Raw genomic sequence first — 25,002 nt, 5'->3', positions numbered from 1 at the left:
CGATCGCGCCGCCGGGCATCGTCACCGGCGGCGCGTCGCGGTGGTGAAACCCTTGGCGGCGACCAGGATCCGGCGGTGCCGGGGGACCGTGGCACGGGCGGCGAAGACCTGGTGGTCGGCGGCTTCGATGCGGTCGAGGATCTCGCCGTAGAGAATCGCCGCGGTGTCGATGGCCGGACGCACGCGCGGGTCCAGCAGGGCGATGCCCGGCCTCGCGCGGCGGTAGAGGTCGCGGTTGACCGCGATCAGGTGGGCCAGGGCCCGGCGCAGCGGTGCGTCGGTGCGTCCGGTGGCCCGGCAGGCGCACAGGTGGGCTTCGTCCACGCCGAAGGCGGCCAGTTCGTCGGCGGGCAGGTAGATCCGGTCGCGGTCGAGGTCCTCGGCGACGTCGCGCAGGAAATTGGTGAGCTGGAACGCCTCGCCCAGCGTCGCCGCCGCGGGTTCGGCCTCGGCGACCGGGACCACCGTGCCCAGCACCGGCAGCACCAGCAGGCCGATGGCGGCGGCGGACCCGCGCATGTATTCGCGCAGCTCGCTCATGGTGGCGTAGCGGGTGCGATGGGTGGGGCTGCCGGGGATGTCCATGCGCATGGCGTCGAGGAAGGTCCACAGCGGGGCGGGAGCGATGCCGTAGCGGCGGATCGTGTCGCCGGTGGCGGTGAGGATCTGGTGCCGTAGGGGGTCGGTGGTGTCGATCGTGGCGTCGTCGATGGCCAGGCGCAGCTGCTTCTCGACCAGATCGAGGTCGTCGGCAGGCCCGATGCGGGACGCGCCGGGCAGGGTGGCGGCGGAGTGCGCGACCGGCCGCAGGCGCGACGAGCGGCCTCGGGTGTCGCGCGGATCGAGCACGTGGGCGGGGTCGTCGGCGTGGTCGACGATGTCGTCCACCATCCGCGCGAACGCGTAGAGCGCGTGCACGGCCCGGCGCTGCGGGGGTGTGAGCAGGGCGGTGGCCAGGTAGTAGGTGCGGCCGTGTTCGGCGGCGATGCGGGCGCAGCTGGTATAGGCGGCGTCGAGGTCACCGGTCGGCATGCGATCCTGCCCGGCGGCGCCGGGTGGCCGGGGGCTCATCCGGTGACTGAGGGCGCCGGCTTCCGGCCCGCGGCCCGCGCGCTGGCCGACCGCAGATGCAGCGGATCGACGGTGCGCAGCGAGACCGCCGCCACGATGGAGGCCGCCGTCGCCAGTGCCACGTGCCAGAAGTTGTAGAGCCCGTTCGCGCCGTCGGGCTGGAACACCAGCATCAGCCAGGTGCAGATCCCCACCAGCCACATCAGCGTCCGGGTGGACAGGGCGAACGCGGCGGCCAGGGCGAGCGGCCACGAGTAGTACCAGGGCAGCGCGGCGGGGGAGAGCAGCACGATCCCGACGAAGACGATGATGATGCCCATCACGGCCTCGCGCTCGCTGTGCCGGAAGCGCCACCAGGTCGCGATCAGGATCAGGACCAAGGCGACCTGGCACAGCTTGCGGGCCCACCACAGCGTGGAATCGAAGTCCAGCGGGGTGATCCAGGTGATGATCTCGGCGAGCAGCGTCGGCAGCGAGAGCCACTGGATGATCTTGTTGGAGCCCTGCAGGGCGGTGACCCAGCCGAAGCCGACCCCGGCGATGGCCGAGGCGGCGGCGAACACCGCCGCGAAGACCGCGAAGCCGATCCCGGCGATCTTGGCGAACACCAGCAGCGGATGGGGCATGTCGGCCGAGGGCCGGGCCGCGTCCGGGTGTTTCAGGTCCTCGGACGGGCCGGAGTCGCTGTCCATGACCGCGCGGCGCTGGGCGGCGCGGCGCTCCTTCTCGTGCAGAATCCAGATCCACACCAGGAACGGCAGCGCCACGGCCGCGGTGGCCTTTATCGCGACACCGATGGCGACCACGACGATGCCCGCCACGTGATGGCGTTCCAGCACCAGCGCGATGCCCGCGCACATCAGGCCCACCATCAGCAGCTCGTTGTGCACGCCGCCGATCAGGTGGATCAGCACCAGCGGGTTGAGCACGGCCAGCCACAGCGCCACCGTGGGCTTGCCACCCAGATGCTTGGTCAGGTGCGGCACCGCCCACATCATCAGCGCCAGGCCGGGCAGCATCACCAGCCGCAGGGCGATGGTGCCCGCGATGATGTTGTCGCCGGTGATCATGGTGATCGCGCGGCCGATGAGCAGGAACACCGGCCCGTACGGCGCGGTGGTGGTGGTCCAGACCAGGCTCACGTTGTCGAGCAGCACGCCGGGGTTGGCGACCGGGCCAACCTGGTAGGGGTCGAAACCGTCGCGCAGCAGCGCGCCCTGGGCCAGATACGAGTAGACGTCGCGGCTGAACATCGGCGCCGCGAACAGCAGCGGCGTGGTCCAGATCCCGACGATGGCGCGCAGCTCGTTCAGCGTGACCGTGGTGGAATCGCCGCTGAGGGTGTTGCGGCCCAGCCGCACCCAGGCCGCGATCATCATCAGGACACCGGCCCAGACCAGGATCGTCGACAGCGCGAAGCCGTGGCCGAAGCGCAGCCAGGACAGGTGCAGGGCCTCGAGCAGCGGATCGCGTTTGCGGACCGCGCCCGCGCCGAAACCGCCGAACGTGATCATCACCGCGCCGAAGAAGCCCAGCAGGGCCGCGTGGCCTTCGGGGCTGCGAGCGAAGTCGCCTGCGGTGCGCAGCCACGTCCGGACGCCGGGGTCGGTCCCGGTAGGCGTGTGGCGCTGCGGCTCGAGAGTGCGCATGGTGTCCATGGGGCCTACGGTCGTCTCGGAGGGCGGCATATTCGGTCGGTCCCCCCGGATGGTCGGCGGTCGCAACCGCGAGCTGATAAGTCGGCCGTCAGTTTACGGCTTCAACTCCGAACACTAACCCGGTGGTCGGTACCGGTGCGCGTCCGGCTACCGGTGATTCGCTCGGCGGCCAATTTGCCCGACAGCAGCGTCGTGGGTACACCGACCCCCGGAGTGGTGCCGCAACCTGCGAGAACGACGTTGTCCACACCCCTTGGCAGGTTGCGGGGACGGAACGGTCCGGTCTGCCGGAACAGGTGCGCGACCGAGAACGGCGTGCCCGCGATCATTCCCGCGGCGGCCCACGTCGCCGGAGTGTCGAGGTGATCGACCGTGAAGTACTCGCTGATTCCGGTGTACCCGCGGTCTTCCAGGGTGCTGAGCAGCTCGCGCAGATAGGCCGGGCCGACCCGGTCCCAGTCCAGCCGGGCGGCGGTCAGGTTGGGGCAGGGCGCGAGCACCGAGAGCGGTTCGTGCCTGCCGTCGCCGCGTTCGACGAACAGGGTCGCGTCGGTGAGCGCGGGCCGGGTGAGCAGCAGCGAGGGATCGCTCATCAGCTGCCCGCGACCCCGGCGCGCCGAGATCTCGGCGAAGGTCCGCGCCCAGGCGGCCCCGAAATCGATGGTGTGGTGGGCCTGCACCGGCCAGCGCGCGGCGACCTCGGCGGGCACGGTGCCGTGCGCCACCACGGCCGAGGGCGAGGCGCGCAGGCCGCGCCGGTGCCGCAGCCCGAAGCGGCGCAGCGAGCCCAGATCAGCGGTGAGCACCACCGCGTCGCAGGCGAAGCGGCGCCCGTCGGTGCCGCGCACCGCCTCCGCGTGCCGGTGACCGGGCGTGCCCGCGCCCCGCCTGCCGGTGGCGTAGTCGATCCCGGCGACCTCGGTACCGAGCTCGAGCCGCCCGCCCGCGGCGGTGAACGCCTCGGCCAGCGCGGCGGTGATCGCGCGCATGCCGCCCTCGGGGAAGTACACGCCCAGGCAGGTGTCCATGTGCGGGATCGCGCCGTAGAGCGCCAGCGCCCGGTCCGGGACGGTGCCCGCGTAGAGCGCCTGGAAGGTGAACAGCCTGGTCAGGCGCTCGTCGCGCAGGTAGGAGCGCACCTTCGGCCCGAGCTTGCCGAGCCCGCCCAGACGCACCAGCGTGGCCAACGAGGCACGCGAGCGGCGGCTGCGCACCAGATCCAGCGGGGAGTCGAAGTTGGCGTCCATGAACTCGTCGTACTCGGCGGCGTAGACCCGGCCCAGCCAGTCGCGCAGGCGCCGGTAGTTGCGGGCCTCGGCGGGCCCGCAAGCCCGGGTGACCTCGGCGGCCATGGTCTCGGCGTCGTCGTAGACGCGGATTTCGGTGCCGTCGGCGAAGCGCGCGTGATAGGCGGGGGCGAGGCGGTGCACGCGCAGCCCCACGCTGTCGCGGGTGTGCCCGACCGCGGCCAGGGCCTCGTCGATCAGTTCGGGCACGGTGAGCACGGTGGCCCCGGAATCGATCTCGTAGTCGGCGAACCGGTAGCGGCCCACCCGCCCGCCGGGATGATCGGCCCGTTCCAGCACGGTCACCTCGTGACCGGCACCGCGCAGATGCAGCGCGGCGGCCAGCCCGGCCAGTCCCGCGCCGACCACGACCACATGATTCGCTTGTCCCACAGCGCTTTTCCTATCAGGCTCAGGCGGCGCGCCGGGTGGCGGCCAGCGCCATGTCGTGCAGCAGCTGCTTGGCGGGCCCGGTGGCGGTGCTGGCGGCCACGGCGGCCAGGCCGGTGTCGGTGAGTTCGGTGATGCGGCGTTCCACGTCGTCGACGGCGCCCAGCTCGGTGAGCAGGGTGCGCAGCCGGTCGACGGCGTCGTCGTCGAGGTCGGCGCCCAGACCCGCGCGGATCTGGTCGGCGGCGGCGTCGTCGGCGCGGCGCAGCGCCTCGGCGATGAGCACCGTGCGCTTGCCCTCGCGTAGGTCGTCGCCGGAGGGCTTGCCGGTCACCGCCGGGTCGCCGAACACGCCGAGCAGGTCGTCGCGCAGCTGGAAGGCGATGCCCACGTCGGTGCCGTAGATGCGCAGGGCCTCGATCAGCGCGTCGTCGGCGCCGGCCAGGGCCGCGCCCAGGTGCAGCGGGCGTTCGATGGTGTAGGCGGCGGTCTTGTAGCGGTTGATCCGCAGCGCGGCCTCCACCGATTCGTCGCAGCCCGCCTCGCCGTTGATGTCGAGCAGCTGGCCGCCGAGCACCTCGGTGCGCATGCTCGCCCACACCGGGGCGAAGCGGGCCAGCGCGGCGGGGGCGAGCCCGGCCTCGTGCACCAGGTCGTCGGCCCAGGCCAGGGCCAGGTCACCGATCAGGATGGCGACCGCGCGGCCGTACTCGGCGCCGTCACCGGGCCAGCCCGCGGCGTGATGACGGTCCTCGAAGGCCACGTGCACCGTCGGGAAGCCGCGCCGGGTACGCGAGGAGTCGATGATGTCGTCGTGCACCAGCGCGCAGGCCTGCACCAGTTCCAGCGCCGAGCAGGCGGTGAGCACCGCGGCGGCCTCGGGTCCGGCGGGATCGCCGCCCGCGCCCAGCCAGCCGGTCCAGGCGAAGCCCGGCCGCGAGCGCTTGCCACCCCGGATGACGAACTGTTCCAGCGCGTCGGCGGCATCGGTGAACACCGGCCCCAGCGGCGCGACGATGTCGCGGCGGGTGGCGAAGAACGCGCGCAGCACCTGCTCGACCGCGGCGACGAACGCGGGCGTACCCGGTGTGAGCGCGGCGAGGTCGGCCGGGGTGGGCGCGTCGGCGACGAGCCGGGAGAGCGGGGTACCGATTCCGGCGGACAGGATGACCTCCAGGGGCAGACAGCAGCGAGGGGAAGGACCGGCGCCCACGCGCCGCATCATCGTTCCGTCGCAGAATACGCGGGCCGCGGGGGTGCGCCGACGGCGCACAGCCCGGGGTGCGACCGGTCCCACACCGGGCCCCGCCACTACACTGAACCGGTGACTTTCGACCAAGGCAGGGGACGTTCGACCCCGGATCGACCCGCCCAGCAGCCGTCGATCGTCTCGAACACCCCCTCGGTGGTGCAGAGCCTGCGGACCCACTCGGGTCGCGGCGTGCCGTTCTCCGTCGAGTTCAATCCGCCCCGCGACGCCGCCGGTGAGGCCCGGCTGTGGCGGGCGGTGCGCGAGTTCGAGCGCATGCACCCGGCCTTCGTCTCGATGACCTACGGCGCCGGTGGCTCCACCCGCGACCGCACCGTGCGCATCACCGGTGCCCTCGCCCAGGAGACCACGCTGCTGCCGGTCGCGCACCTGACCGCCGTCGGCCACAGCATCGCCGAGCTGCGCTCGCTGGTCGGTTCCTACGCCGATTCCGGCATCTGCAATGTGCTGGTCCTGCGCGGTGACCCGCCCGGCGATCCGCTGGGGGAATGGCGCAAGCATCCCGAGGGCGTCGAATACGCCGAGGAGCTGGTGCGCATCGTGCGCGACCTGGGCGATTTCCACGTCGGAGTGGCCTCGTTCCCGCAGGGCCACCACCGTTCGCCCGACCTGGACCACGACACCCGGCAGCTGGCGGCGAAACTGCGCGCGGGTGCCGAGTACTCGATCACCCAGATGTTCTTCGATGTCGAGCACTATCTGCGGCTGCGCGACCGGGTGATGGCCATGGACCCGATCGAGGGCGCCAAGCCGATCATCCCCGAGCTCATGCCGATCACCTCGCTGCGCACGGTGCAGCGGGCCGAGGAGCTCAGCGGCCGCCCCGTCCCCGCCGACATCGTCGCCCGGCTGACCCGCGCGGCCGGGCCCGGCCCCGAGGAGGACCGGGCCGCGGTGCGCGCCGAAGGCATCCGCATCGCCACCGAGATCGCCCAGCGCCTCATCGACGAGGGCGCTCCCTGCCTGCACTTCATCACCCTGAACTTCGCCAAGGCCACCAGCGAGGTCCTCACCAACCTCGGCTACGGCGTCACGGCGGCCCCGCTCAGCGCCTGAGCTCGGTCCAGGGGCGCTCCCACCGCCGGGTCAGGCGGCGCGCACGGTGCTGTGCGCCCACGCCTCGGCCAGGAGGCGGTGGGATTCGAGGCGGTCGGCGTGGTCGTGGGTGATGGTGGTGACCAGTAGCTCGTCGGCCCCGGTGACCCGCTGCAACGCGGCGAGCCGTTCCACGGCGGTGGCGGGGGAGCCCACGATCTGGGCGGCCAGCCGGTCCTCCACCAGGCGGACCTGGTCGGCGGTGAGCGGGGCGGCCGTGGCGGGGTCGAGGTATTCGGCCGCGCCGGTGCCGCTGCGCACGCTGTGCACCCAGTGGCCGTAGGTGCTCGCGCGGTGCCGGGCGGTGTCGTCGTCGGGGGCGACCACCACGTCGGCGGAGACGATCACGTGCGGGCGGGCGAGCCGCTCGGAGGGCCGGAAGGCCGCCCGGTACGCCTCGACCGCGTCCAGCGCCGTCCCCGGAGAGACGTGATAGGCGGCCGCGAACGGCAAGCCCAGCTCGCCCGCCAGCTTCGCGCTCTCCCCGGCCGAACTGCCGAACAGCCACACCTCGGCGTCGATGCCCTCACCCGGAACAGCGTGCAGCGCCACACCATTGGACGCGACATAGGTCCCGTCCAGCAGGGCCCGGATCTCGGCCACCTGGTCGGCGAACTCCGGCGCCTCGGCACCGGGCTGCTGCAGGGCCTCACCCGCGGCGACGAACCGGGAGCGGTCGGTGATGCGGCGCGGATCGAACGGTGGCGGCACCACTACCCCGTCGCGGATCTCGGTGCGCCCGGTCACCGTGTCCAGCACCGGATGCCCGCCCTTGGCGGTGCTCGCCTCGGCGCCGAACTGGGCGCGCCGGTGTCCGGAGCGGCCGAGGCCGATGTCGACCCGGCCGGGCTGGACGGCGTCGACGATGCCGAACGCCTCCACGATCGAGGCCGAGGTGTGCTGACCCACCTGCACCGCGCCGGTGCCCACCCGGATCCGCGAGGTGGCCGCGGCGACCAGGGCGAGCAGGGTCAGCGACGCGGAGCTGGCCACCGAAACGAAATGGTGTTCGGCCAGCCAGTAGCGCCGGTAGCCCCACTCCTCGGCATGGCGGGCCAGGTCGACCGAATTGCGCACGGCCTGCGCGGCATTCGAGCCCGCGCTGATGGGGGACAGGTCCAGGATCGAGAGCGGAACGCTCACTGCTTCGGATCCTTCTCGCCCGCTTCGATCGCCACCCGCAGCCGGTTCTCCGGCGGCGCGATCGGGCAGGTCGCGAAATCGGTGAAGGCGCACGGCAGATTCACCGCCCGGTTGAAATCGAGGGTGACGGTGCCGTAGGCCTCCACCGCGCCCAGCGCCAGCGACCGCGCGGCCGGGTAGGTGGTGACGCCGCTGGTGGCGTCGGTGAACAGCACCCGCAGATCGGCGGGCGTGCCGAAGGCGACCACCGTCTCGGTGACGGAGCCGATCCGGAACTCCACGGTGCCCGCGGCGGCGTGGTGGTGCTCGAGCCCGTCCACGACGGCCCCGGTGGTGACGACGCGCTCGTCGTCGAAGGCGGTGAAGCGCCCGGTGACCACCCAGCGCGGGTCCACCGGGTAGGCGGCCACCCCGGTGAACGCGGCCAGGGTGGGCGCGGCGGGATCGTGCACGCGCACCGCGTACTGCCCCGAACGCCGGATCACCTCGTAGACCTTCTCCTCGTTGAGCACGCTGATGCCCGGCGCGCCTTCGGCCGGTGTCACGATCCGCACCCCGGCGATCCGGTCGCCGTCCACGTCGAGCCGGTCGGCGGGCTGGGCGGTGATGAACACCTTGTCGTCGGTGACCCACCAGGTGCCGGGCAGGCCGTCGACGCGTTCGGGCCGGTCGGTGAGCCAGTGCAGGGCGGTGAAACTGAGCCAGCCGAGGGGGTCGCGCAGCCCGTCCTCGCGGGCGTCGTGCCAGCGCTGCCAGTCGTCGGTGAAGGTGGTGGGGGCGGTGTGGTCGACGGTGATGGTCATGACGCGCGTGCTCCTTCGGCGACGGGATGGTGGGGATGACGCAGACCCAGGTGGTCGCGCAGGGTGGTTCCGGAGTAGGCGGTGCGGAAACTGCCTCGGTCCTGTAGTTCGGGCACCACCGTGTCGACGAATTCGTCGAGGCCGGTGGGTGTGAGGTGGGGGACGAGGATGAACCCGTCGGCGGCATCGGACTGCACGTAGTGGTCGATCTGGGCGGCGACCTCGGCCGCGGTGCCGACGAACTGCTGCCGCGCGGTGACCTCGATGACGAGCTCGCGGATGCTCAGCTTCTCCGCGGCCGCCTTCTCCCGCCACGCCTTCGCCACGGCGACCGGGTCTTTGGTGTGCCGGACCCGGCCGCGGGTGATCTCGGCGGTGGCGTCGGGCTCGATCTCGGGCAGCGGGCCGTCGGGGTCGTAGCCGGACAGGTCGCGGCCCCAGATCTGTTCCAGGAAGGCGATCGCGGTCTGCGGGCTCACCTGCTGGTAGCGGATCGCGCGGGCCCGCTCGTGGGCGTCGGCCGCGGAGTCACCCAGGACGAAGGTGGCGGCGGGGAAGACCAGCAGTTCGTCGTGGGCGCGACCGTATTTCGCGAGCCTGCCCTTGATGTCGGTGTAGAACTTCTGGCCCGCCTCGAGGGTGCCGTGCACGGTGAAGATGGCGTCGGCGGTGCGGGCGCCGAACTCGCGGCCCTCGTCGGAATCGCCCGCCTGCAACAGCACCGGGTGTCCCTGCGGGCTCGGCGGCACCACGAAGGGCGCCTCGATGTCGAAGTGCGCGGTGTGCACGGCGGTGGTGGGGATCTCGCGGGCGAACACGCCCCGCTCCCGGTCGACGACCAGCGAGTCGGCGGGCCAGCTGTCCCACAGCGCCCGCGTCGCCGCCACCACCTCGGCCGCGCGCCGGTAGCGCTCACCGTGCTCGAGATAGCCACCGCGCCGGAAGTTCTCGCCGGTGAACGCGTCGGAGGAGGTGACCACATTCCACGCCGCCCGGCCACCGGAGAGGTGATCGAGCGCCGCGAACTGCTTGGCCAGCTCGAACGGCTCGTTGTAGGTGCTGTTGATGGTGCCCGCCAGCCCCAGCCGCTCGGTCACCGCGGCGACGGCATCGAGCACGGTCAGCGTGTCGGGCCTGCCGACCACGTCCAGATCGTGGATGCGCCCCCGGTGCTCGCGCAGCCGCAGCCCCTCGGCGAGGAAGAAGAAGTCGAACAGCCCGCGCTCGGCCGTGCGCGCCAGATGCTCGAACGAGGCGAAGTCGACCTGCGACTTCGATGCCGGGTCGGCCCAGACGGTGGTGTTGTTGACGCCGGGGAAATGCGCGGCGAGATGAACTTGCTTGCGGGGCTTCGCGGTCACAGGATCGCTCCGGTCGGTGTGGCGTAGCGGCTGGCCGGGCGGGGGAGCCCGAGCCGCTCGCGGAAGGTGGTCGGCGCGGTGCCCTCGGTGTCGAGCCCCTCGACGGGTTCCCCTGGGCCGCGGTGGGTGGTGAGCGCGGCGAGGGTCGCGTGCAGCGCGAGGGGTCGCAGGACGACACCGTCGACGACGCCGGTCAACTCGGCGAGCAGCGCATCGAGGTCGGCGGCCGTACCCACCAGCCGGAGGTCGCCATCGAAAGCAGCCGACCCGGTCGCGGTCGGTTCCGTGGCGGCCTCGGTCGACCTGACCGTGTTCGTCTCGGTCCGGGCGGGTGCGGTGGTCGCGGTCGGTGTGCCGACGGCGACCAGCCAGCGGTCGAGCTCGGCGACCTCGGTCTCGGCGGTCGCGACCGAATCGGCCAGGTGGACCGGCAGGTCGAGCAGGATGCGCACCTGATCCGGGTCACGGCCCTCAGCGGCGAGGGCAGCGCGCAGGGTGCGGCGGCGGTCGGCGGCGGTGGCCGGGTCGGGGGCGGTGACGCGGATGAGGTCGGCGCGGTGGACGGCGAGGGCGGTGGAGAACTCGTCGTCGGCGCGGACGGTGACGATCGACTGGCCCTGGGGGGAGCGCGGGGTGATGGACGGGCCCTTCACCGCGAAGTTGTCGCCGGTGAAGTCGATGTAGTGCAGGCGGTCGCGGTCGATGAAGCGGCCGGTGGGGATGTCGCGGATCTCGGCGTCGTCCTCCCAGCTGTCCCACAGCCGGGTCACCACGTCCACCGCCTCGCCGGCCTCGTGCCACAGCGACGCCGCGTCCTGGACATCCTTGCGGCCGAACGCTTTCGCCTCGACGGCGCCGGGGGAGACGGTCACCTCCCAGCCCGCGCGGCCCGCGCTCGCGAAGTCCAGCGCGGCGATCGCCTTGGACACGTGGAACGGCTCGGTGTGGGTCACCGTGACCTGCGGGATCAGGCCGATGCGCCGGGTGAGCGGGGCGGTGCGCGCGGCCACGGCGACGGCGTCGAGCCGCCCCCGGACAACCCCGGCGCCACCCTCCTGCACGGCGAAGGAATCGGGCAGGAAGACCGCGTCGAGGCCGAGCCGTTCGGCCTCGGTCACCAGCGTGGTCCAGTAGCGTGCGGTGAACAGGTCCTCGGCGCGCGAGTCGGCGCGCCGCCAGGACGCGGGATGGGTTCCGGTGCCCGCGAGTTCGAGACCGAGGAACCAGGTGGGCCCGCTCATCGGAGGTCCTTTCCGTCGACGGTGCCGATCCGGACACCCGGATCGGGGATCGCCGCGAGCAGCTCGCGGGTGTAGGGGTCCTGCGGGTCGGTGAACAGGGTGGCGGTGGGCCCGGTCTCGACGATCCGGCCGTGCCGCATGACCGCCACCCGGTCGCTGATCTGGCGCACCACCGCCAGGTCGTGCGAGATGAACAGGTAGCCCAGCGACAGTTCGGTCTGCAGCGTGTCGAGCAGGTCGAGGATCTGGGCCTGCACCGAGGCGTCCAGGGCGGAGACCGGCTCGTCGAGCACCAGCAGATCGGGGCGCAGCGCCAGCGCGCGGGCGATGGCCACCCGCTGACGCTGCCCGCCGGACAGTTCCGCGGGCCTGCGCTCGGCGAAATCGGCGGGCAGCGCGACCTGTTCGAGCAGCTCCCGCACCCGCGCGGGCCGGTCGGCGATGCCGTAGGCGCGCAGCGGTTCGGCGATGATCTCGCCGACCCGCCAGCGCGGGTCCAGCGAGGAGTACGGGTTCTGGTACACCACCTGGAACCGCCTGCGCAGCGCCCGCAGCCTGCCGCGGCGCGCACCGGTGAGGTCGTGCCCGTCGAAGGTCACCGTGCCGCGGTCGGGTTCGGTGAGCCGCACCGCGATCCGCGCGGTGGTCGACTTGCCCGACCCGGATTCGCCGACCAGGGCCAGGGTCTCGCCACGGTCGAGGGAGAACGCGACATCGTCGACGGCGGTGATCCCGCCGGCGTGGAAACGCTTGTGCAGGGCCCGCACCGACAGCAGCGGCGTCTGCGCGCGCGGGCGCGGCGGCCGGAACCCGGTCGGTGCCAGCGCGGGCGAGGCGGCCAGCAGCCGCCGGGTGTAGGGGTGGGTGGGGTGCGTGAGAACCTGTGCGGCGGGGCCGGATTCGACGACCTCGCCCTGTTCGAGCACCACGATCCGGTCCGCGCGTTCGGCGGCCACGGCCAGATCGTGGGTTATCAGCAGGACGGCGGTGCCGCGCGCGGCGATCCGCTCGGCCAGCCGGTCGAGCACCCGCCGCGCCACCGTCGCGTCGAGCGCGCTGGTGGGTTCGTCGGCGATGACCAGTTCCGGCCCGCAGGCCAGGGCGATGGCGATGAGCACCCGCTGACGCTGCCCGCCGGACAGTTCGTGCGGATACTGCTTCGCCCGCACGGCGGGCCGGTCCAGTCCGACCTCCTCGAGCAGCGCGAGGGCCCGCACGGCCGCGCCCCGGCGGTCGGCCCGCCGGTGCACCCGCAGCGCCTCGGCCACCTGATCGCCGATGCGCCGGACCGGATTGAGCGAGAGGCCCGGGTCCTGCGGCACGAACCCCACCCGGGCGCCGCGCAGCCGCCGCAAGGACTTCTCGTCGGCCGGGTCGACCCGTTCACCGCCGAGCTCGATCCGCCCGCCGGAGATCTGCGCCGCCTCTCCGAGCAGGCCGATCACCGCCTGCGCCAAAGTCGACTTCCCCGAACCGGATTCACCGACCAGCGCGACGACCTCCCCGCGCGCCACCTCGATCGAGGCCCCGCGCAGCGCCGGCACCGTCCGGGCGCCGGTACGGTAGTCGACCCGCAGATCCGTCACCCGCAGCACCGGGGCGTCGCCCTCGGGGGAGTCGATTGTCTTGTCGCTCATCGGTTCCCGCTCCTGCCCGCCGCCCGGCCCAGGCGCTGGGCCGAGAGCACGACGGCGATGATCACCAGACCCGGCAGGGTGGTGAGCCACCACGCCGAGGCCAGGAAGTTGCGGCCCTCCGAGATGAGCGAACCCCATTCCGGTGTGGGCGGTTTGGTGCCGTAGCCCAGGAAGCTGAGCGAGGACACCGCCAGCACCGCCATCCCGAATTCCACCGCGGCCAGGGCCAGCACCGGCTGCACCGAATTGGGCAGCACGTGCCGCGCCAGCACGGCGTACCAGTGCACCCCGGAGGCGTGCGCGGCCTCCACATAGGGGGCGTGCCGCACCCGCAGCACCTCCGAGCGCAGCACCCGGGCGAAGTTGGCGATCAGCGCGACACCCACGGCGATGGCCACATTGCGGGTGCCGAAGCCGAGCGCGGTGACCAGCGCCAGCGACAGCAGCAGCGCGGGAATCGAGAGCAGCACATCGACCACCCGCATGATCACCGTGTCGACGATCCCGCCCGCCGCGCCGGCCAGCAGACCCAGCAGCGAGCCCGCGACCAGCGCGATGGCGACCGCCGAGAGGGTCGCGGTGAGTGAGAGCCCGGCCCCGTGCACCATGCGGGTGTAGAGGTCGCGGCCGAGATTGTCGGTGCCGAACCAGTGCGCCGCGCCGGGCGCCTGGAACTTCTCGGCGGGCACGCCGGTCAGCGGGTCACCGGAGGCGAACACCGAGGGTGCGAGCGCCCAGCCGACCGCCACGGCCAGCACCGCCAGCGAGGCGAGCAGCCCGAGCCGCGCGCGGACCCAGCGGGCGGCGTCGGCCAGGCGGTGGGTGTCGACGGCGGTGCCGGTGGTGGTGTGCTCGGCCACCGGGGACCGGCGGATCAGGAGGTCAACCATGGTGGCTCCTTTCGGTCTGCGGGGTCTCGGCGTCGTCGGTGGTCTTCGCGTTCTTGGCGGCGGTGGTGCCGGTGATCCGGGGATCGATCAGCGGATAGAGCAGATCGACCAGCAGATTCACCACCACGAAGATCAGCGCCGAGAACAGCACCACGCCCTGCACCACGGGGATGTCCTGGTTGAGCACGGAGGTCTGGGTCAGGCGCCCGATGCCGGGCCGGGCGAACACCGACTCCACCACCACCGAACCGGCCAGCATGGTGCCGACCAGCACCCCGGCGATGGTGAAGGCGGGCACGCTCGCCAGCCGGGCGACGTGGCGCCACTGCACCCACCACCGCGAGGCGCCCTTGGCCAGCGCCACCTCGGTGAACGGCTGACGCCAGGTCTGGGCCAGCCCCGCCGCGAGCACCTGGGCGATCACCGCCCCCACCGGCAACGCCAGGGTGAGCGCGGGCAGCAATGTGCCGCGCAACCCCGTGCCGCCGAAGGCGGGGAACCAGTGCAGCCGGAAGGAGAACAGCTGCAACAGGATCAGACCGGTCCAGAAGGTCGGCACCGCCACCCCCAGCGGCGGCAGCGCGGCCAGGGTGTTGCGCAGCCACGGCCGGCGCGTGTAGGTGGCCGCGAAGGCCAGCGCCGTCCCGCCGAGGATCGCGAACAGCAGCGCCAGCGCCGACAGCGCCAACGTCGAGGGCAGGGCGTCGGTCAGTGCCTCGGTCACCGGCTGTCCGGAGGCGATGGAGCGCCCCAGATCACCGGTGACGGCATGCCCCAGCGCCGTCACGTACTGGTCCCACAGCGGCTGGTCCAGCCCGTAGCGGGCCTGCATCTGCGCGACCGCGGCCTGATCGACCGGCGTGCCGCTGCTGATGTCGGCCGCCATCGACACCGGGTCCGAGGGCAGCAGGTACAGCACCACGAACGACACCGTGAACGCCGCCCACAGCACCCAGAGCGCTTGCAGCACCCGCGAACCCACGTACCTCGGCAGGCCCGAGTGCCGCAGCGTCGCGACCACCCCGCTCATCTCAGTGCCCGCTCAGCCAGGTGTCGAAGAACTGCAGCCGGGCCGAGGCCTCGAAGGTCAGATCCTGGGTGTGCCCGGCCGCGCCGATCGCCTGGGACAGCTCGACGGTCGGCAGGATGAGCCCGTTGTCGAGCACCTCGCGCTGGGCCTGCTCGATGAGCGCGGCCCGCGCCGCGGTGTCGGTGGTGGCCAGCTGCTGGTCGAGCAGCTGATCCAGGGCCGGAATCGGGCCGCGCGCGTTCAGATTGCGTCCGGCCAGGGCGTAGGAGGTGCGCAGGATGTCACCGTCGGCGCGGGTCGAGTTGCCGTAGACCGCGTCGTAGTCCTTGGCGTTCTGGCGCGCGATCGCCTCCGGCGTGGACACCAGGTCCAGCTTCAGGTCCACCCCCACCTGACGCAGCTGCTGCTGCGCCAGCTCCAGCACGGCCTGGTTGCCCGCGAACACCTGGCTGAAGGTGATCGCGAAGCTCAGCCGCTCACCGTTCTTGACCCGGATGCCGTCGGCGCCGGGCACCCAGCCCGCCTGCTCCAGCAGCGATTTCGTCTTCGCGGGGTCGTAGGCCAGCCGCGCGGACTGGTCGAGGTAGGCCGGGGTCGCCGAGGCCAGCGCCGAGGTGGCGGGCTTGAACTGCGGGCCGAGCACGGTGTCGACGAGCTGCTGGCGGTCGAGCGCGGGCAGCAGCGCCTGGCGCACCGCCGGGTCACGCAGCGGACCGCGGGTCACGTTGAACTGCAGGCCGAACGGGGTGCCCGGGTTCGAGGTGGACAGCACCCGGCCGCCGGTCGCCTCGATCTGCGGGGCGTCCTGGGGCAGCGCGTCGCTGATGGCGTCGAGCTGACCCGACGACAGGCTGCCGGTGCGCACACCCGACTCCGGCACCACGGTGAACTCGATGCGGTCCAGGTAGGCCTCGCCCTTGTGCCCGAACACGGCCGAGCCCCAGTTGTATCCGGCGCGCTTGGCCAGCGTCGCGGAGATGTCCTGCTTGTACTCGGCGTAGGTGAACGGGCCGCTGCCGATGTTGTCGCCCGCGCACCGCGCGTCGGCGGACTTCGCATTGGTGGAGGCGGCCAGGATGCCGAGCTGCGGCGTGGAGGAAGCCTGCAGGAACTGCGCGTTGGGCTGACTGAACTCGACGCGGGCGGTGAGCTTGTCGACCGCGGTGGTGCCCACGTAGTTGGCCAGGTAGCTCACGCCCAGCGGCGCCTCGACGCCGCCGAGGCGGATGATCGCGTCGAAGGTGTCGCGCACCGAGTCGGCGGTGAGCGCGGTGCCGTCGCTGAAGGTGACGCCGTCGGCCAGATGGAAGGTGAACACCTTGGCGTCGGGGCTGACCTCCCATCGCTGCGCGAGCCACGGCGTGATCTCGCCGGTGGCGGGGTCCTGATCGGTGAGCGAATCGACGATCTGGCGGGCCACGTAGATGGTCTGGTTGGTGCCCGACTGGGCCGGGTCCGAGCAGGTCGGCGCGCCGGACAGGCCGTAGCGCAGGGTGCCGCCGGGTTGCGGCGGACCGGCGTCACCGCCGGATCCCGCGGTGTCGCTGCCGCAGGCCACCACGGTGGTGACGGCGGCGAGTGCTCCGGCGAGAGCGGCGAGGCGATGACGAGGACGGATCACGGGGTGACTCCAGGGATGCGTGGCATGGGTGAGAGACCTCCATCGGACCGGGCAGAAGCACCCACCCGTTCGACGGGTTGGTTGCTGCGACGTCGTCGAGCCAGGTCTCTCGGTCGCTCTGGATGGTTGCGCCCCGGCTGCTCGGAGCTGAACCAGCATGTGGCACAGACCGGATGGTTTACAACGGTAGAAATCAGCGTGAGCGCAGCAGTTGGGCGCGCGGTCCGCGACCGGCATACTGGCGCGGCATCAGGGGGAGGGGAGGGGCGTGTCCATCGCCCGGATCAGCGGTGTCGCGGAGTAGCGTCGGATCTCCGAGTGCCGACGATGAGGAGTTGCGCCGTGATCGTGCCGCGTCGTACCACCGCACTGACCGCGCTGACGGCCTGCGCCGCCCTGTTGCTGACCGCTCCGGCCGCCACCGCGCAACCGGCCACTCCGGCCGTCACCCGCGACGCCCCCGCCACCACCACCGCGGGCCCCGCCGACCTGCTCGGCGCCTACCAGACCGTCGTCGAGACACTGAAAGCCCTGGGCGTGCAGCCGTTCCTGTACCCCACGGTCGCCGCCAACTGCGCGGGTGACGGTCTCGGCCTGGTCCCCGCCGTCGCCGGTGCCGTCCCCGGCCCGTGGCCCAGCAACGCCGTGCCGATTCCCGGCCTCGACCTGACCACCGTGAAGTCGGGCCAGACCCTGTTCACCTTCCTGCCCTACGGCCTGGCCCCCGACACCCCCGCCACCGACACCGCGGGCATGCAGGTCGCCTGGCTCAACATCAGCACCGGCCGCGGCGGCCTGGCCTCGATGGGCTCGATCGCCGAGATCGTGCGCGCCATGGTCCCACCGGAAGTCCCGGTGGAACTGCGCCCCCTCGCCGAGAACGCCATCCGCGACTTCTTCTTCACCGCCATCCCCCTCGGCGGAGTCCGCGCGGTCCCCGTCGACACCGGCCACGGCACCATCCTCGCCGCCGTCTTCGGCACCACCGACAACGCAGGCAAATCCTGCTTCTTCTTCCCCACCATAGGCATCACCGAGGTCCCCTGAACCCCGCCCGCTACATCAGGGCATCTAGACCTCCAGGGGCCGCGCGTTCCGCGCAAGTCGACAGGTAGGTGTCTGTAACGGGCCGTGGGCCCGATACGAGATCCTGGCAGAGCTCTGCAGGTACACCACCGAAATCGAGCGGGGCGCATCGTGGACTGGAGAAGGACATGGGAATCTATGTTCGGCAGTCGCTGAACGCCGGACCGTTCCGGTTCAATATGTCCCGGTCAGGACTCGGCGTCAGCGTCGGAGTCCCCGGCTTTCGGATCGGCAGCGGACCGCGGGGCAACTACGTCCACGCGGGCGCGCACGGCGTCTACTACCGGGCATCGCTGGGCGGCGCGCGCCCGTCGCCCACGAACCGCACAACCACCTCGCACCGGCCGAACCCGGCTCCTATCCCCATGGCCGATCTCACCGGCGCGGACGCCACGCAACTCCTGCCCACCGGACCCGGTGACCTGATCGAACAGCTCAACTCCGCCGCCGGTCAGGCGAGAACAGCACCATGGGCCTTCGGCATACTCGGCATACTCGTCCTCGCGACCCTGCCGTTCGGCCTGCTCCTCCTGCTACCGGCGGTTCCACTGGTCTGGTGGCTGGCCATGCACGACCAGGCCAGACGCAATGTCGTGGTCTTCTACGATGTCGCCGATCACCCCGCGGCCTGGTTCGGAGCGCTCAACGAGTCATTGATGGAATACGCGGCCTCGCAAGGAAAGTGGCGGATCAACGCGCACGGCGGTCTGGCCACCGTTCATCAGCGGAAGATCAACGGAAACGCGAGCAGCCTGCTCGAACGCACCGCCGTCACAGTCACTTTCGACCACCCGAAGCATCTGGTCACCAATGTCGCCGTCTCGACCATCACCAGCGGGCACGACGCGCTGCACTTCCTCCCCGATCGTCTACTCCTCCGCACCGGCAAGCGATACAGCGACGTCAGCTACGGCATCCTCTCGGTCCAACCGTCCACACGCCGATTCATCGAATCCGGAACCGTGCCTACCGACGGCGTACACGTCGACACGACATGGCAGTTCGCCAACGTGAACGGTGGTCCTGACCGCCGGTTCAAGAACAACAGGATGCTCCCGATCATGCAGTACGGGAACGTGCGGATCGCGAGCCCCAGCGGCCTGAACTGGGATCTCCAGTTCTCTCGGATCAACGCCTTCGATCGCGCCGCCCGCACCCTCCGACAGCCCCCGAACCTCCCGCAGATCTCAGGCGGTCAGGCCTGGGACAGAACCTAGGCACGCAGGGGGAGCGATGTGTCGGGGGTGACCAGGGGGCGCTGTTTCCAGCGCAGGCCGCCGGTGCGGTGGCGGACGTGCGAGCGCGCCCACAGGGTCAGGTAGTGGGCAACGGCGAGGGGGTGGGCCGCGGCGGAGAGGAATTCGGTGCGGGTGGGTCGACGGCGGGTTTCGGTGCCGCGCGCGAGGATTCGGCCCGCGATGGCCGCGAGGTAGCCCAGGAGGCCGATGCGGCGGGTGCGGCCTCGGCCGAGGAGAGCCGCGAGTGGGGGAACCCAGTAGGCCAGGGCGAGGAGCAGGCCCACGGCGGCGCCGGTCTCGACGCGTCCGCCGTAGGCCGACCACAGCCAGCGGGTGTAGCCGTTGGTGAGGTCTTCGGTGCCGGAGTACATGCGGGTGCGGGCGGCATGGCTCGCGGTGACCAGGGCGGTGCGGTGCCCGGCCCGGCGCAGGGCCCTGGCCAGGTCGAGGTCCTCGGTGGCGCTGGCGGCCACGGCGGCATGCCCGCCCCCGGCGCGATAGGCCTCGGCGTCGACCGCCAGGAACTGCCCGCACGCCACCGCGGTGGACGGGCGCAGACTGTGGTTGGCCGGGCCCACCGGCAGGGTCGAGGCCCACGACCAGGCCAGCAGCGGCTGGAGCAGATGCTCGGTGCGCGACCCCGACTCCTGCACCGGCCACGCCGACACCAGACCCGCACCGCGCCTGCGCAATTCGGTGACGGCCGCGGCGACCGCCTGTGGGGCCAGCCGTACATCGGCGTCGACGAAGACCAGCGCGGCCGCGTCGGCGCGGGCAGCCAGCCGCGCGCACGCGGCGGCCTTACCGGTCCAGCCGGGCGCGGGATGGGCGGCCGAACGCAGCACGGTGAACCGTTCGTCGCCGCCGATCGCGGTGAGCGCGGCCTCGTGGGTGCCGTCGGTGGAGGCGTCGTCGAGGATCAGCACCCGCAGGCGCGGGACGCCGGTCTGGGCGCGCAGATCCGCGATCAGCGCGGGCAGCCGCGCGGCCTCGTCACGCGCGGGGACACACACGGCGACCGGCTCGATCACGCCCGACACCCGCCGTGGCAGGGTGCGCAGGGTGAGCAGGTTGTAGACGGCGGTGCTCGCGCCCAGCGTGGCCAGGCCGGTGCCCAGCCAGGTCAGCGCGCGGGCCGCCCCCATGTCAGCGGCCCAGCCTGCGGGCGGCGATATCGCGCCACATCTCGCTCGGGGAGAAGCCGCCGCGCGGGGCGTTCGGCGGGCCGGGGTTGCGGTTGCGGAAGGCCATGCCCGCCACCAGCGCGGCCACGGCGAGGGTGATGCCGCCGACGATGCCCGCCCAGCCCGCGAACGAGCGGGTGTTCGGGTCGGCGTACTTCACCTCGGCGCGCAGCGTCGAGACCTCACCGGCGGGCAGCTTCCAGGAGACGGTGTTGTCGCCTTCGCGGGTGCCGTTGGTCTTGGCCACGCGCGAGGGGAACGCGATGGAGAACTGCACGTCGGAGCCGTGCGGCGGCACCGACTCCAGGTCGACGCGCCCGTTGAGGCTCACCAGGTCGCCCGAGCGCTGGAACTCCAGGCTGAACATGCCCTGGGTCTGATCCGACAGCCCGCCCAGCTGGCCGACCTCGCCGAAGGTCAGGTCGTCGAAGAACACCTGGGTGCCGACGTAGCCGTCCTGGTTGTAGTTCTCCACCCGCACCTTGGCCGCGACCTGGTCCGGTGCCTTCAGCTGCGGCCCCTTGTCGTCGGGCCCGGTCGGCACCACCGCGGCCACGATCCGCCCCGACACCCTGTCGTTGGACGACACGCCCATCGACACCTGCACGCGCAGGCAGCCGGCCAGCGCGGGCACCAGCAGGGCCAGCAGGACGGCGACGGCCGCGACGCGCCGGGCGGGCACGCGGGAACGCGGCGAAGTGGGGGTCAGGTCGGCGACGGGACTCGGCTGCACGGTTGACATCGTGCCAGGCCCGGGCCCGAGAACCCACCCGACGGGGCCGGTGCGTTCCACCGACCCGTGCCGAACAGCGCTTTCGTCCCGGCCCGGCCTCAGGGCCGGAGTTCGCGCAGACCGCGCAGCACCAGCGGAATCCCCAGCGGCGCCAGCCCCACGAAGCCCCACATCGCCGACGCGGGCAGCCCGAGGAACACCGCGTGCGCGAGGGCCGAGCCGAGCCAGGTCCAGCAGAACACGGCCACCGGCACCGCCACCGAGACGACCACCCGCTTCCGGTCGAGCACGCTGAGCAGCACCGCCATCAGTGTCGCGACCAGCGCCCAGCCCAGATAGTTGGTGCAGGGGATCTGCGGCAGCCCGGGCAGCCCGGCATCGGTGACCGCCCAGGTCCACTGCCCGTCGGTGACCATCTGCGGGTCGAGGAACAGATCCCAGCCCACCGCCCCCAGCACGAACAGCCCCGCGCGCCCCACCACCGAACCGGTGAGCAGTCCCGCGACGATCCAGACCGGGTACAGCCCGCCGGTCCAGGCCAGCGGCACCACCAGCGGCACCTCCGCGAGCGCGGGCCCGAGCCGATCGGTGGCGTAGGTGTAGGCCCCGAACGGGAATCCGGTCGCGGTGCCGACGATCTCGGCGGTGAGCCCGAGCCCGGAGACGATCACGAAGAACCCGGCCGCCCAGCGCGGCCCCCGGGTGGTCGCCGCGTGCAGCAGCGCCGTGCCCGCCGACAGCAGGACGACCGCCACGGTGATCCGGTCGCGCGTCACGCCCTCGCTCAGTGGATAGGTGATCTGCACCAGCACCAGCAGCACCGCCGAGACAGCGGGGAGCACCCGTCGCGGATCGTCGCGGACCCAGTCGCGCAGCGGCGCGCCGGAGACGTTCATCGTCGGCGCGGCATCGGGAACCGGCGCTGATCACGCAGGACCAGCTGTGCGGCGCTGCGGCCACTCGCACCGGAGACACCGCCGCCCGGGTGGGTGGAAGCGCCTGTGAGATAGAGGCCGGGCGCACCGGGCACCCGCTGGTTCGACAGTTCGGGCAGTGGCCGCCACAGCATCATCTGGTCCAGCGACATCTCCACGTGCATCACATTGCCGCCGCGCAGCCCCATCTCGCGTTCCAGGTCGACCGGGGTCTGCACGAAGCGCTGCCGCACCGAGGCGCTGAATCCCGGTGCGTACCGGTCGACCTCGGCGACGATGCGGTCCGCCTCGCGGTCGGCGTGCCGCGCCCAGCTGCTGCCGTCGGCCAGCGCGTAGGGATGCCACTGGGCCCACAGCGAGAGCTGATGCTGTCCCGGCGGCGCGATGCTCGGGTCCACGGCACTGAAACTCATCGCCAGCACCACCGGGCGCGGCGGCAGGGCCCCGCCGAGCGCGGCACCGTGGGCGCGGCGCAGCTGATTGCGGTCCGAGACGAGGAACTGCAGGCCGCGCGCGGAATCGGAGGGGAAGGCACCGGGATAGTGCGGGAGCCGGTCGGTGGCCAGGCGCACCACCATGCCGATGCCGGGGCCGACGCGGATGCGGCGCTGCCAGTCGTCGAGGGTGGGGGCGTCGAAACCGCCCGCGCGCAGCAGCTCGATGGTCGAGAGGATGTGCGCGCCCGCGACCACGGTGTCCGCGGTCAGGGTGCGCTCGGCGGTGCTCACCTGCCACCGGTCACCGGTGCGGCGCAGGGCGGTGACGGCCTCGCCGGTGTGCAGCTCGCCGCCGTCGGCCCGCAGCCGCGCGATCAGGGCCGCGCTCAACGCCCCACTTCCCCCCACGGCCCGCCCGGGCGGCAGGGTGTGCATGAGCGCGGCGAATCCGGCCATCGGCGCGGTGCCCGGTTCCGACATGGGCGGCCCGGACTGCGCCCCGAACCAGGCCAGCGAGGCCTTGAGGCGTTCGTCGTCGAACCAGTAGTCCAGCAGCGCGTCCCCGGACTGCAGGAACTCCCGCGACAGCGCGCTGCCACCGTCGCCGGTGTCCAGCCCCCAGAACGCGCGCGCCAGCCGTCCGGGTGTCGGCGGTGCCCCGAACGCGCGCATCACCCGGGCGCTGCGCTCACTCCACACGCCGACGAAGCGCCGGTAGGCGTCGGCATCGCGCGCACCGCACGCGGCCGCGACGGAGGCGCAGGTCTGGTCGAGATCGCGATGGAACACGATCGGCGCGCGCACCCCGTCCGAGGGCGTGAAACCCCACGGATCGCAGTCCAGATAGCGCAGGCCGAACCGGTCGAGCTCGAGCTCCTCGATGATCCCGGTGTGCCGGATCATGATGTGCGCCGAGGAACCACGGTCCACCAGATGACCCGGGAACCGCTCGACCGTCGACACGGCACCCCCGGGCACCTCGTCGCGCTCGAGCACCACCACCCGCTGCCCGGCCCGCGCCAGATAACAGGCCGCGACCAGCGCGTTGTGTCCCGAACCGACGACGACGGTGGTCTGCGGCGCGCTCATTCCCGGCTACCGGCGGCCGACAGCGGCAGCCGCCTGCCGAGGATCGCGAACGGCCTGGTGTCGCCGGCGAAGACGAAATTGCGGATCACATCGGTGAATCCGGCCCGCCGGTAGAGCCGCCAGGCCCGGTTGGCCTCCTCGGGCACCTCCGGCGTCGAGAGCAGCACCGCCGCCTCCGGGCGATCGGCCAGCAGCCGTTCCAGCAGCGTCGAGCCGATCCCGCGGCCCTGCGCGGACGGGTGCACGTGCAGTTCGGTGAGCTCGAAGTAGTCGGCGAGCAGGTCGCGCGCGGCGGCCTCGGGCCAGCCGCAGCGGCGCATCCCGGTGTGTACCTGCTGATGCCACCACTGGCGCGGGGCGCCGCTGTAGCCGTAGGCGATGGCCAGGATCGGCGAGGTGCGCAGGTCGACGGCGCCCGCGTCGTCGGGCAGCAGGGCCGCGACCGCGCGCCAGCCCGCGCGGGTGGTGTGCTCGGTCCACATCGGGGCACGGTGGTGCTCGGTACCGCGCGGATAGTCCATGGCGGCGACGTACACCGACAGGGCGTCGTGCAGGCGCGCGCGGAGCGCGGCGACACTGAGGTCGACGACGACGGGTGCGGGGGTGTGATTGGGCTTGACGGCTGTCATGGCTCTCGTCGGTGGCGCGCGGACGCGGAAGTTGTCGGTGGGTGTCCCTATATTCAATCCCAATTCAAACGTTCGAATGCTTGTTCGATCTGTGCGAGGGGTGAAAGGGGCAGCAGATGGCTGGTCGCAATGATGGTCGGGAGCACGCGGCGCACGACGGTCGCGCGGGCGGACTGCTACGTCAGGCCGACACCCTGCTCACCGATTCGGCCTGGGAACACGACCCGGGGGAGCGGCTGCGCACCGCCTACCTGGCCGCGCTGCGCGGCGCGGGCGCCATGATCGCGCTCACCGGTGCCGACCGGGCACCGCGGGCACGCTCGCGCAGCGCCTGGGTGTTACTGAGACGCGCCTCACCGGAGTTCGCGATGTGGGCCGACTACTTCGAGGCGCACTCGCAATTGCGGGCCGCGCTGGAGGCCGGACTGGACCGCGCGATCACCGACACCCAGGCCGACGAGTTCTGCTCACGGGTGGGCGCATTCCTCTACGACGTCGACGATGCGCTGGTCGCCGCGGTCAAGACCCGGCCGCAGCCGAGTCGCGACCGGGACATGACTGCTTAGTTATCACCGAGTAGGTGGTACGGCTTCGATCGAACTCGTATCATGGGGAGCAGATAGCCGCCAAGGTCGGCTACCCGTCGCCTACCCGGAGGCGACCAGCCACGCCTAGTGCCGGGGGAGGTACCGTGCCACTCTCCGAGCACGAGCAGCGCATGCTCGAACAGATCGAGAGCGCTCTCTATGCTGAGGACCCGAAGTTCGCCTCGTCCGTCCGCGGCGGACGACTTCGCTCCACGTCGAGCCGACGGAGGCTCCAGGCCGCGGCGTTGTTCGCCATCGGTCTGGTACTTCTCGTCGCCGGCCTCGCCCTTCCGTTCAAGCCGGGCGGATTCCCGATCATCAGTCTCGTCGGATTCATCGCCATGTTCGGCGCCGGCGTCCTGCTGATGCTCGGCAACTCGCACCGGTCCGCACACCCGGATCAGTCCGAGGGTCCCGCCAAGAGCGCGGGCGCCACCGGCGGGTCGTCCGGTCGCGGCGGCCGCCAGCGCAAGTCCGGCGGCTTCTCCGAACGGATGGAAGACCGCTTCCGTCGAAGGTTCGAGCAGGAGTAGCTCGCCCCTCGCCGGAGCGCACAACAGCATCGAAGGCGGCGCCGCACCCGGATGG

22 protein-coding genes and 1 riboswitch are annotated in these 25,002 nt (G+C 72.1%); of the genes, 5 read left to right on the top strand and 17 right to left on the bottom strand.

Going from position 1 to position 25,002, the window contains the following annotated elements; translation table 11 throughout:
* Positions 1-21: 21 nt before the first annotated feature.
* The 4 genes from ACWEMY_RS23660 to ACWEMY_RS23645 form a co-directional block, all read right to left on the bottom strand.
* On the bottom strand, positions 22-1,071 hold the full coding sequence (locus ACWEMY_RS23660) for a phytoene/squalene synthase family protein (RefSeq protein WP_452391782.1): 1,050 nt from the start codon (positions 1,069-1,071) through the stop codon (positions 22-24).
* Positions 1,068-2,720 carry an alpha-(1->6)-mannopyranosyltransferase A gene (locus ACWEMY_RS23655; RefSeq protein ID WP_452391795.1) on the bottom strand — a complete coding sequence of 551 codons (1,653 nt, stop codon included), beginning with the start codon at positions 2,718-2,720 and terminating at the stop codon, positions 1,068-1,070. The genes ACWEMY_RS23660 and ACWEMY_RS23655 overlap by 4 nt, the downstream gene beginning before the upstream one ends.
* A 110-nt stretch (positions 2,721-2,830) precedes the next feature.
* A complete protein-coding gene (crtI, locus tag ACWEMY_RS23650; protein WP_452391781.1) occupies positions 2,831-4,408 on the bottom strand; it encodes a phytoene desaturase family protein in 1,578 nt (525 codons plus the stop codon).
* A 19-nt stretch (positions 4,409-4,427) separates the two neighbouring features.
* Complete coding sequence (locus tag ACWEMY_RS23645) at positions 4,428-5,582, bottom strand: polyprenyl synthetase family protein (RefSeq protein WP_452391794.1); 1,155 nt, start codon at positions 5,580-5,582, stop codon at positions 4,428-4,430.
* Between the two features lie 207 nt (positions 5,583-5,789).
* On the opposite strand from ACWEMY_RS23645, the gene ACWEMY_RS23640 reads away from it, so the two are divergent.
* Positions 5,790-6,731, top strand: coding sequence for a methylenetetrahydrofolate reductase (locus ACWEMY_RS23640; RefSeq protein ID WP_452391793.1), 942 nt, complete (start codon positions 5,790-5,792; stop codon positions 6,729-6,731).
* Between the two features lie 30 nt (positions 6,732-6,761).
* Here the strand turns inward: ACWEMY_RS23640 and ACWEMY_RS23635 are convergent, their stop codons facing one another.
* Genes ACWEMY_RS23635 through ACWEMY_RS23600 form a run of 8 tightly spaced genes read right to left on the bottom strand, consistent with a single transcriptional unit; the run spans position 6,762 to position 16,496 of the window.
* Complete coding sequence (locus tag ACWEMY_RS23635; RefSeq protein WP_452391780.1) at positions 6,762-7,913, bottom strand: LLM class flavin-dependent oxidoreductase; 1,152 nt, start codon at positions 7,911-7,913, stop codon at positions 6,762-6,764.
* On the bottom strand, positions 7,910-8,716 hold the full coding sequence (locus ACWEMY_RS23630) for a DUF1684 domain-containing protein (protein ID WP_452391779.1): 807 nt from the start codon (positions 8,714-8,716) through the stop codon (positions 7,910-7,912). Before ACWEMY_RS23630 ends, ACWEMY_RS23635 begins: the two co-directional genes overlap by 4 nt.
* Positions 8,713-10,077, bottom strand: coding sequence for an NtaA/DmoA family FMN-dependent monooxygenase (locus ACWEMY_RS23625; protein ID WP_452391778.1), 1,365 nt, complete (start codon positions 10,075-10,077; stop codon positions 8,713-8,715). Before ACWEMY_RS23625 ends, ACWEMY_RS23630 begins: the two co-directional genes overlap by 4 nt.
* Complete coding sequence (locus ACWEMY_RS23620; protein WP_452391777.1) at positions 10,074-11,318, bottom strand: LLM class flavin-dependent oxidoreductase; 1,245 nt, start codon at positions 11,316-11,318, stop codon at positions 10,074-10,076. Before ACWEMY_RS23620 ends, ACWEMY_RS23625 begins: the two co-directional genes overlap by 4 nt.
* Positions 11,315-12,955 carry a dipeptide ABC transporter ATP-binding protein gene (locus tag ACWEMY_RS23615; RefSeq protein ID WP_452391776.1) on the bottom strand — a complete coding sequence of 547 codons (1,641 nt, stop codon included), beginning with the start codon at positions 12,953-12,955 and terminating at the stop codon, positions 11,315-11,317. The genes ACWEMY_RS23620 and ACWEMY_RS23615 overlap by 4 nt, the downstream gene beginning before the upstream one ends.
* Positions 12,952-13,845, bottom strand: coding sequence for an ABC transporter permease (locus ACWEMY_RS23610; RefSeq protein ID WP_452391775.1), 894 nt, complete (start codon positions 13,843-13,845; stop codon positions 12,952-12,954). Before ACWEMY_RS23610 ends, ACWEMY_RS23615 begins: the two co-directional genes overlap by 4 nt.
* Positions 13,838-14,839, bottom strand: coding sequence for an ABC transporter permease (locus tag ACWEMY_RS23605; protein ID WP_452391792.1), 1,002 nt, complete (start codon positions 14,837-14,839; stop codon positions 13,838-13,840). The genes ACWEMY_RS23610 and ACWEMY_RS23605 overlap by 8 nt, the downstream gene beginning before the upstream one ends.
* Before the next feature lie 37 nt (positions 14,840-14,876).
* The gene (locus tag ACWEMY_RS23600) at positions 14,877-16,496 is read right to left on the bottom strand and encodes an ABC transporter substrate-binding protein (RefSeq protein ID WP_452391774.1); all 1,620 of its coding nucleotides are present in this window, start codon (positions 16,494-16,496) and stop codon (positions 14,877-14,879) included.
* A gap of 36 nt (positions 16,497-16,532) precedes the next feature.
* Positions 16,533-16,625, bottom strand: a riboswitch (SAM riboswitch).
* A gap of 213 nt (positions 16,626-16,838) precedes the next feature.
* Here ACWEMY_RS23600 and ACWEMY_RS23595 point away from each other — a divergent pair.
* Positions 16,839-17,543 (top strand): hypothetical protein, encoded by a 705-nt coding sequence (locus tag ACWEMY_RS23595; protein WP_452391773.1) that lies wholly within the window; start codon positions 16,839-16,841, stop codon positions 17,541-17,543.
* Between the two features lie 167 nt (positions 17,544-17,710).
* The gene (locus ACWEMY_RS23590) at positions 17,711-18,799 is read left to right on the top strand and encodes a DUF4236 domain-containing protein (protein ID WP_452391772.1); all 1,089 of its coding nucleotides are present in this window, start codon (positions 17,711-17,713) and stop codon (positions 18,797-18,799) included.
* Here the strand turns inward: ACWEMY_RS23590 and ACWEMY_RS23585 are convergent.
* The 5 genes from ACWEMY_RS23585 to ACWEMY_RS23565 all read right to left on the bottom strand — a co-directional run bounded on the left by ACWEMY_RS23585 (position 18,796) and on the right by ACWEMY_RS23565 (position 23,827).
* Positions 18,796-19,965 (bottom strand): glycosyltransferase, encoded by a 1,170-nt coding sequence (locus ACWEMY_RS23585; protein WP_452391771.1) that lies wholly within the window; start codon positions 19,963-19,965, stop codon positions 18,796-18,798. The genes ACWEMY_RS23590 and ACWEMY_RS23585 overlap by 4 nt on opposite strands.
* Position 19,966: 1 nt before the next feature.
* Positions 19,967-20,746: an LppM family (lipo)protein gene (locus ACWEMY_RS23580; protein WP_452391770.1), complete on the bottom strand. Its 780-nt coding sequence runs from the start codon at positions 20,744-20,746 to the stop codon at positions 19,967-19,969.
* Positions 20,747-20,835: 89 nt separating this feature from the next.
* Positions 20,836-21,633 (bottom strand): carotenoid biosynthesis protein, encoded by a 798-nt coding sequence (locus ACWEMY_RS23575; RefSeq protein WP_452391769.1) that lies wholly within the window; start codon positions 21,631-21,633, stop codon positions 20,836-20,838.
* Positions 21,630-23,198: a phytoene desaturase family protein gene (locus ACWEMY_RS23570; protein WP_452391768.1), complete on the bottom strand. Its 1,569-nt coding sequence runs from the start codon at positions 23,196-23,198 to the stop codon at positions 21,630-21,632. Before ACWEMY_RS23570 ends, ACWEMY_RS23575 begins: the two co-directional genes overlap by 4 nt.
* Entirely contained in the window at positions 23,195-23,827 is a 633-nt protein-coding gene (locus ACWEMY_RS23565; RefSeq protein ID WP_452391767.1) for a GNAT family N-acetyltransferase, read from the bottom strand. The genes ACWEMY_RS23570 and ACWEMY_RS23565 overlap by 4 nt, the downstream gene beginning before the upstream one ends.
* A 116-nt stretch (positions 23,828-23,943) precedes the next feature.
* Here ACWEMY_RS23565 and ACWEMY_RS23560 point away from each other — a divergent pair, with 116 nt between their 5' ends.
* Entirely contained in the window at positions 23,944-24,393 is a 450-nt protein-coding gene (locus tag ACWEMY_RS23560; protein WP_375937741.1) for an SAV_6107 family HEPN domain-containing protein, read from the top strand.
* A gap of 125 nt (positions 24,394-24,518) precedes the next feature.
* On the top strand, positions 24,519-24,947 hold the full coding sequence (locus tag ACWEMY_RS23555; RefSeq protein WP_375937744.1) for a DUF3040 domain-containing protein: 429 nt from the start codon (positions 24,519-24,521) through the stop codon (positions 24,945-24,947).
* Positions 24,948-25,002 lie beyond the last annotated feature (55 nt).

It is taken from the genome of Nocardia sp. NPDC004415, assembly GCF_053602435.1.
The sequence above is the reverse complement of the archived record's forward strand: the minus strand, read 5'-3'. Positions and strand labels throughout refer to the sequence as shown.

Bases quoted from the DNA above. Each gene is read 5' to 3' on its own strand.
- ACWEMY_RS23660 (WP_452391782.1), bottom strand. From the start codon at position 1,071: ATGAGCCCCCGGCCACCCGGCGCCGCCGGGCAGGATCGCATGCCGACC.
- ACWEMY_RS23655 (WP_452391795.1), bottom strand. From the start codon at position 2,720: ATGCGCACTCTCGAGCCGCAGCGCCACACGCCTACCGGGACCGACCCC.
- ACWEMY_RS23630 (WP_452391779.1), bottom strand. From the start codon at position 8,716: ATGACCATCACCGTCGACCACACCGCCCCCACCACCTTCACCGACGAC.
- ACWEMY_RS23620 (WP_452391777.1), bottom strand. From the start codon at position 11,318: ATGAGCGGGCCCACCTGGTTCCTCGGTCTCGAACTCGCGGGCACCGGA.
- ACWEMY_RS23615 (WP_452391776.1), bottom strand. From the start codon at position 12,955: ATGAGCGACAAGACAATCGACTCCCCCGAGGGCGACGCCCCGGTGCTG.
- ACWEMY_RS23610 (WP_452391775.1), bottom strand. From the start codon at position 13,845: ATGGTTGACCTCCTGATCCGCCGGTCCCCGGTGGCCGAGCACACCACC.
- ACWEMY_RS23590 (WP_452391772.1), top strand. From the start codon at position 17,711: ATGGGAATCTATGTTCGGCAGTCGCTGAACGCCGGACCGTTCCGGTTC.
- ACWEMY_RS23585 (WP_452391771.1), bottom strand. From the start codon at position 19,965: ATGGGGGCGGCCCGCGCGCTGACCTGGCTGGGCACCGGCCTGGCCACG.
- ACWEMY_RS23580 (WP_452391770.1), bottom strand. From the start codon at position 20,746: ATGTCAACCGTGCAGCCGAGTCCCGTCGCCGACCTGACCCCCACTTCG.
- ACWEMY_RS23575 (WP_452391769.1), bottom strand. From the start codon at position 21,633: ATGAACGTCTCCGGCGCGCCGCTGCGCGACTGGGTCCGCGACGATCCG.
- ACWEMY_RS23570 (WP_452391768.1), bottom strand. From the start codon at position 23,198: ATGAGCGCGCCGCAGACCACCGTCGTCGTCGGTTCGGGACACAACGCG.
- ACWEMY_RS23565 (WP_452391767.1), bottom strand. From the start codon at position 23,827: ATGACAGCCGTCAAGCCCAATCACACCCCCGCACCCGTCGTCGTCGAC.
- ACWEMY_RS23560 (WP_375937741.1), top strand. From the start codon at position 23,944: ATGGCTGGTCGCAATGATGGTCGGGAGCACGCGGCGCACGACGGTCGC.